The 6,345-nt window shown below is 43.3% G+C and carries 8 protein-coding genes and 1 pseudogene; 3 read left to right on the top strand and 6 right to left on the bottom strand.

Annotated features, from left to right (window positions below; all coding sequences use genetic code 11):
• Window positions 1-171: 171 nt before the first annotated feature.
• Genes CIK98_RS02930 through CIK98_RS02945 form a run of 5 tightly spaced genes read right to left on the bottom strand, consistent with a single transcriptional unit; the run spans window position 172 to window position 2,362 of the window.
• Entirely contained in the window at window positions 172-1,149 is a 978-nt protein-coding gene (locus CIK98_RS02930) for a PcfJ domain-containing protein (protein ID WP_253249624.1), read from the bottom strand.
• Window positions 1,150-1,152: 3 nt separating this feature from the next.
• The gene (locus tag CIK98_RS18620) at window positions 1,153-1,449 is read right to left on the bottom strand and encodes a hydrogenase maturation nickel metallochaperone HypA (RefSeq protein WP_253249625.1); all 297 of its coding nucleotides are present in this window, start codon (window positions 1,447-1,449) and stop codon (window positions 1,153-1,155) included.
• Window positions 1,446-1,871 carry a PcfK-like family protein gene (locus CIK98_RS02935; protein WP_094382794.1) on the bottom strand — a complete coding sequence of 142 codons (426 nt, stop codon included), beginning with the start codon at window positions 1,869-1,871 and terminating at the stop codon, window positions 1,446-1,448. The genes CIK98_RS18620 and CIK98_RS02935 overlap by 4 nt, the downstream gene beginning before the upstream one ends.
• Before the next feature lie 23 nt (window positions 1,872-1,894).
• On the bottom strand, window positions 1,895-2,134 hold the full coding sequence (locus CIK98_RS02940; protein ID WP_094382795.1) for a hypothetical protein: 240 nt from the start codon (window positions 2,132-2,134) through the stop codon (window positions 1,895-1,897).
• Between the two features lie 12 nt (window positions 2,135-2,146).
• The gene (locus CIK98_RS02945; RefSeq protein ID WP_094382796.1) at window positions 2,147-2,362 is read right to left on the bottom strand and encodes a hypothetical protein; all 216 of its coding nucleotides are present in this window, start codon (window positions 2,360-2,362) and stop codon (window positions 2,147-2,149) included.
• Between the two features lie 425 nt (window positions 2,363-2,787).
• Between CIK98_RS02945 and CIK98_RS18880 the strand changes: the two genes are divergently transcribed.
• Window positions 2,788-2,916 (top strand): hypothetical protein, encoded by a 129-nt coding sequence (locus CIK98_RS18880; protein WP_254918964.1) that lies wholly within the window; start codon window positions 2,788-2,790, stop codon window positions 2,914-2,916.
• A gap of 120 nt (window positions 2,917-3,036) precedes the next feature.
• Here CIK98_RS18880 and CIK98_RS17550 read toward each other — a convergent pair whose 3' ends face one another.
• Window positions 3,037-3,234 (bottom strand): hypothetical protein, encoded by a 198-nt coding sequence (locus CIK98_RS17550; protein WP_141210382.1) that lies wholly within the window; start codon window positions 3,232-3,234, stop codon window positions 3,037-3,039.
• A gap of 530 nt (window positions 3,235-3,764) precedes the next feature.
• On the opposite strand from CIK98_RS17550, the gene CIK98_RS02955 reads away from it, so the two are divergent.
• Both CIK98_RS02955 and CIK98_RS02960 read left to right on the top strand, forming a co-directional pair.
• Window positions 3,765-4,169: a hypothetical protein gene (locus tag CIK98_RS02955; protein WP_094382798.1), complete on the top strand. Its 405-nt coding sequence runs from the start codon at window positions 3,765-3,767 to the stop codon at window positions 4,167-4,169.
• A 681-nt stretch (window positions 4,170-4,850) separates the two neighbouring features.
• Window positions 4,851-6,345: pseudogene (locus CIK98_RS02960) on the top strand (hypothetical protein); the annotation flags it as partial.

The raw sequence follows: 6,345 nt of genomic DNA on the forward strand, positions 1-6,345 counted from the left end.
GAAAAAAACGATTTATGAATAAAGGACAGTCCTTTTGATTTGGGCTGTCCTTTGTTCTTTGCAAGCATCGCAGATAAGGAAAAGACGGTTTCTTTGCCACTTTCTTTTCCGCTCCTCGGCTCATGAAAGAAAGTGGCGGAACGAATTTTCATCGCTCCGCCGATATGGATTTCATGTCGTTGCAACCATTCGTTGCTCTATAAGTCTTGCATTGCTGTTCACCAAGTTGATGATGTCGGCATGATGTTCGGTATCCTTGTTCTGTAGTCCGTGGCATTGTACGACATTCATCTGTTCGAGTGAAAACTCCACGGTCTCAACCCTTTGTTCGGCTATTCTTGCTGAGAAGATGATGCAGTCGGGATTGAGTGAATAGTTTGTACCGCTGCCTACGCAATGATGCATCGCCTTGCCCTCAAGAACGTGCTCCCTGACGCTTTCAAGCATTCTCACCACGATATTGCCGTCCGTGAACATCAAACCGAAGAAACGGCTCTTCATTTCCTTGAACTTGTCCTCGTTCTTCAATGCCTTGCGTATCTCCTCCTCGGTGCGCTCCTTTTCTTTCTTGGCTCTGATTTTCTCGGATATTCTGTCGTGCTCGGCTTCAAGGTTGTCGGGGCAAATGTAATGTGGACTTCTGATGTCCTTGCCCATTTCTACCAACATACAGATGTAGTCCGCCCATTTGCCGATGTCTGTAATAAGGTAATGGTTGCGGTTGGCTATCTTGTAGGCATTCCAACAAGTTTCCAAGTGCCGTGGGTGGTCTATGAAGTGGCGGACGTGTCCGTAACGACATTGTTTCATCATCGTTTCGATGCGGTGGTCTGTTAGCATCGCCTTGAACAATGTAAGCGGTTCGATGCCGTGAAACGCTCCGTCAAAGCCGTTGCGCCATATCTGAGGAATGACTTTCAAATCGGGGCAGACCGGAAATGAAGCAATATGCTGATAGGTGGTGTTGTCCTTGCGCAGTTCAATGTCGGAGTCGTAGCAGAACGTGTCCATATAGATACCCATTGTGCGCTTGCGTGCCATAACCTCCACCTTGCCTTTTTCGTTCATCCAATAACGTGCCACCTCCCAACAATAGATGTCTGCCTTTTGTCCCTTGCGGTAGTAGGCTTTCATCTGAAATGCTCGCATAAGTTACAGTCCCTTGCACTCGGTGAGTACACTGAAATAGGTAGAAGACATTGCCTTCTGTCGCTTGGTGCGCTGCACTTCCAACTTTGCCTTACACTTCGGGCAGACACATTTGTCCGCATCCTCGTCCGTAGTCCAAGTGTGTCCGCAGTCCATGCAGGTGGTCTGTCCGTGCTTCAACTGAAAGGCATAGTGGTCAAGACATTCACGGAATGCCCATTGCATTTGCGCTCCCTTGATAGGTCGTAACCCCTTGTTTGAGGTTACGACTTGCTTCTGATATTTCGTTCTTGGTTTCATAATGTGTCGAATAATGATGGTTGGCGTATTTCGTTGTCTGCTCTCTGTGAAGTGCGCTTGGCGGTATCTCGGTTACGCATCTTGTTCATCTGCTCTTGCTGATATTGGCGGATGGCTTCCTGTCTTGCCTGTGCCTTCTCCTCTTCTGTGAGTTCGATGTGGTGGTTGACAGACACTTGGCAGTTCAATGGTTTGCCGACCTCGATGTCCTTCTCCTCGTAGTAGTGGATGGCTTGCCCATATATCTCGTCATCGCAAAAGCCGTTGCAACCGCTCTTCTGTACCCAATTAAGGATATAGGTCACGCAATCGTCTATGTTCTTGTCGGGGTTGTCATACTTGGCTGCAAAGAGTTCGTCCTCCATTGCACGCTCCTCCAAATAGGCTTGTATGGTTCTCTTGAAATATTCTGTAGTGTTCATATATGATGTTGTTAAAGGGGTTGTTACTCGTGATAGATGATGTCGCTGTCCTCAACTTCTGTAGGCAGTCCGAAAAACGGATAATGGCTGAAGTAAGGTTCTGTGCACATGTCCTCGTTGTATCTCGGACTTACTATCTCAATATTGTTCTTGCGCATGGCTTCGTCCACCATACGGATTTCCTCGTCAGTCAGTCCGCTTGCATCGCCGTTGATGATGTAGCAGAGTGCCCATGTGGGTATCGCTTCAATGCTTCTGTTCATATCGCTTGTACTTTAAAGTGTTAATAACCAAATGAATGTTCCAATCAGTACCACCATAGAAAGAATGGAAATGATGATGCCGAAGATGAACTTCACAATTCCCAATATGACTTCACCGACCATGCAGAGAGCCATATATCCCAACCAAGCCACCAAAGTGATGAGGATTGAGCCAACTGCGGAGAGTAATCTCCACCAAGTCTGTGTTATATTGATGTTTGTTGTCATATAGCCTTGAATTAAATTTATTTGCGGTTCCAGGAACTGAAGGGAAGTTCTCGTTTCTTCACCTTTTTGTCGCTCCCTTTTCCGACATTTTTTTTGCGTCTTCCTATCGCATCGGTCGTTTCGTTTCAGGTGCCTTTCAAGGGCGGCGAGGCTGGAAATACAAGGTTTTTCCGAAAAATACTACCCAACGGTGTGGAGATTTTTTCGAAAACCGAAGGCTCGACCTTTTATTTCCAAAGCCCGCTGCCATACCTTTGCACCTGCACGATAACGGTTGATGCCAAAAGGAAGACCATGTGGAGGAAAGAAAATCAGAGCGGCAAATGAAAATAGAAACTTCACGGAAGTTTTTGGACTGCACGATTATCGCATACTCATTTCTGAGAAATGGATACAATTACTGTCTTGCAAATGTTTTTAGAAAAATGGAAATCGCATACAAGAATGGCACAGCCTTCAGAGAAATTCCGGTGAAAGAAGAGTATGGCTTGTCCATGCTTCTTGCATCGGGTTTTCTCCAAGGCTGTGCAGCCAAGCATGAAAGTGGTCGTTGAGGTTTACATCAATGACTTCTTTCTTGCGGTGGAGTATGCAAACAAAATTGTACGGCAAATCAAGGAATGGTGTTTATTTTGATCGGTTAGCCTGCAACCGACAAAAAGAAACACTTTTCCTCATGCCGTACTACTGAGACATGAAAGGGTGGCGTGCCACTGTTTCATGTCGTTTGGATTGTGCGATAAAAAATGGAACTGCGAGTTGTGGCTATAAAAGTCAGCCGTTGTCAGCACGGCAAACAAAGAAAAGTCCTTGGCAGTATAGTCTTGAAGTATTTCAAGGCATACCGCCAAGGATTTTTCTTGCCGTGCCATAGTCGGAGGAAGTTAGTCTGAGGTACGAGGACTGTCTTTCTTAGACGACGGCTGACTTTTATACAAAACACGCGAAAGGATGAGAATATGCAAACGAAATAGACCATTCAAAAAACAGAAACCATTGCCACATAAGTTTGAATGGATTGAAATGGAAATAGCAAAGAATAGAGAAGAATATGGTTTAATGAAAACAGATTTATCCAAGCAAAAAATCGAGGATAAAAAATCTTAAAACATTCTTTATCCCCGATTAAATATTGTACCTTTGCAACCGAAAGAGTTCTTTGGATGGTTATGCAAATCACAGCAGGATGCTACATTCTGTTTATTTCTAATTCGTAACCTCTTCTTTTTATGAGATAAAAACTTATCTCATTCTCAATCACTTATAAATAATACGTACTTTCAATATTTTGAAAAGTCACTTTTTTCTTTATTGACCAAAGTTTTTCTTTATTGACCTACGACTTCCAATTTTTTTTTCGTAACTTTGCCGCCAAAATAACAAATTTAGAAACAAATATATTATGAAGACAAAGTTACATCTTATTATTTTTTGCCTTCTCTTATTCTTAGCAGGGGGAGGTAGTGTAATTCAGGCGGCTGACTCGTGGAAATATCCAACAGAAAAGCCGAAAACACCTTTCGGCGGCGGCGACGGTTCGCAATGGAATCCGTACAGGATTGACAACGCCCAGCAGCTTGCCAACTTCTCCTATATGGTGACGAAAGAAGGGGAGAATTACGAGGGCAAGTATTTCGTCCTAACCAACGACATCACGCTCAACGACAATGTCCTCAACGCTTCTGGCACAGGATTGCGTTATGATGTAAGCAACTACAAGGAGTGGACTCCTATCGGAGACCGATCGGTTTGGGACTATGGTATTTTCAAGGGAATATTTGATGGGCAAGGTCATACCATAAGGTGAATGGTGTGTCCCAAGTCAAACGAAAGGAAAAACACCGGTCTATTTGAAACGATTGAAAATGCCACCATCAAGAACATCAATATGGAGGATTGTTGTATCAAAGATGATGATGCTAAAAAGGCATCGAACTTTGGTATTTTGTGTGGTGAAGCATGGAAAACAAATACAATTATCAATTGTACAATATCCAAGTCTGCTATAATAATTAATTCAGAATTGGAGGTTTTTATCGGTGGTATTTTAGGCTCCTTTAGATCTATTAAACCACTACACATTTCCAATTGCAGCTTTAACGGGTATATCAGCTTTAGGCAAGATGATTACTATAAGTTTTGGTTTGCTGGTAAGAATATTGGAGGAATCTTAGGATACAATGATGAAGAAAAAGCTGAACTATATATCAATAACTGTTCGTCAAGTGGTGATATACAAATATATTGTTCTCATGACAATGAGAAGTATTATTATAGAATCGGAGGATTATGCGGATTTCTTCACTCAGATTACGCCTTCTTTAGCAATTGTGTAAGCTCCATGAATATTAATATTGATTCTCCGAATTCAGGTATAGGATGTTGCTATGTAGGTGGCATAGTTAATCATGGAGAAACGGGATGGTCCTTAAGCAATTGTGTGTATTTGGGTAAAATCAGGGTAGGAAATGCTTCCAGTCCAGCGAAAATGGAAGAGTTATGGGTATGTGGAATTGGAGGCCGTTACTCTGTAAATGGTTGCGCTTTTTATGGAAAAATGGACATTCATTGTAAGGCGACAGACAAGATCAAAATTGCAGGTATAACCAACGATCATTTCATTGGCGACAATTACAAACAAAATATTGTTTATTCCGCAGGAAATGTGATTGACATTGATGCTCCGACAACGAAAATAGACCCGGTTTGTAACGAAATAGAAGATGGTAAGAAGCATAAGGACTTTTACTGCTTTGGATTGTCCAACGGCAAAAGCGTGGATTGCAGATACTCTTATAGCCCTACAACATACAACAAGTCCCTCGACCAGATGATGGCAGACAACTTCATCAGCACACTGAATGCCGAAGCCGGCAGCAAAACATGGGGCAAGATGACGGGAATGAGCGACGAACTCAACGGACTGCCTATGCCTATCGCTTGCGGCGGAATGGCGACAGAATTTGAAGGTGAAGGAACAGAAAGCAATCCATATATCATAAGCTCAGAAGCTGACTTAACGGCATTGGAAACGTACGTAAATGGAGGAAATGACCTGAAGGGCAAATATTTCAGATTGGGTGCCGACATCTATATGACCGGTATTATGGACTACTGCATAGGCTTTTACAAAGAAAAGCCTTTCAAGGGTCATTTTGACGGCAACGGTCATGCCATCGTAGGTCTTCGCAAGAGCCTATTTGGATATATGTATGGAAAGGTGAAGAACCTTGCGCTCGTTGATTGCGACATTTGGGAGACAAATTATGCCACGGCACTCGCAAGGCAAGTAGGAGACACGGACAATAAGGCTGAGGTGAGCAACTGCTATGTGTCGGGCACAATAGCATCAAGTAAGACTTGGGATAGCCAAGGTTATGCGTCAGTCTTCGGCTTCCAGGTCATTAACGGCTCTTCCGTCCACGACTGCTATTTCAAGGGAAGTTTTGTCATCAAGGCAACGACAGCGACAATGCTTGACAAATATAATGTGGCTGGAATTGCTTTTTATAATGGCAATTCTTCAGTAACAACATCAGAAACAACGCCTCAAGGCATATACAACTGCTATGCTTCGTATGATGTCAAAGTAGAGTATGTGGGTTGGAAATCTCCCTCTTGTGAATATTATGGCATCTGTTATAATGACGCGAATGGAAACGGCTTAAGCGATTGCTATTTCGTATCTTCAGCTTCTATTGCGAGTTATAATAGCAATATGAAGTTGAGTTCTGAGTCGGAATTGAACGGAAAGTTCAATGGCAAGACAGGTTGGCTGCAAGGAGTTTATCGTCCCGTGCTTGCTTCTGCCAAGAAATACGCGGCTACAACTCCCGAGAAGAATCCGGAAACAGTTTATTTCGACGCCATCCCCGAAGCAAACCCGAAGAAGAACTATTTCTACAACATCAGCATTGATGATCCTTATTCCGACGTGTCGCTGTGGCAGCTGCCAAACATGGCGGTATATGTGCCGAACGAGA

It is taken from the genome of Prevotella sp. P2-180 (assembly GCF_002251435.1).
Classification (GTDB): Bacteria; Bacteroidota; Bacteroidia; order Bacteroidales; family Bacteroidaceae; genus Prevotella.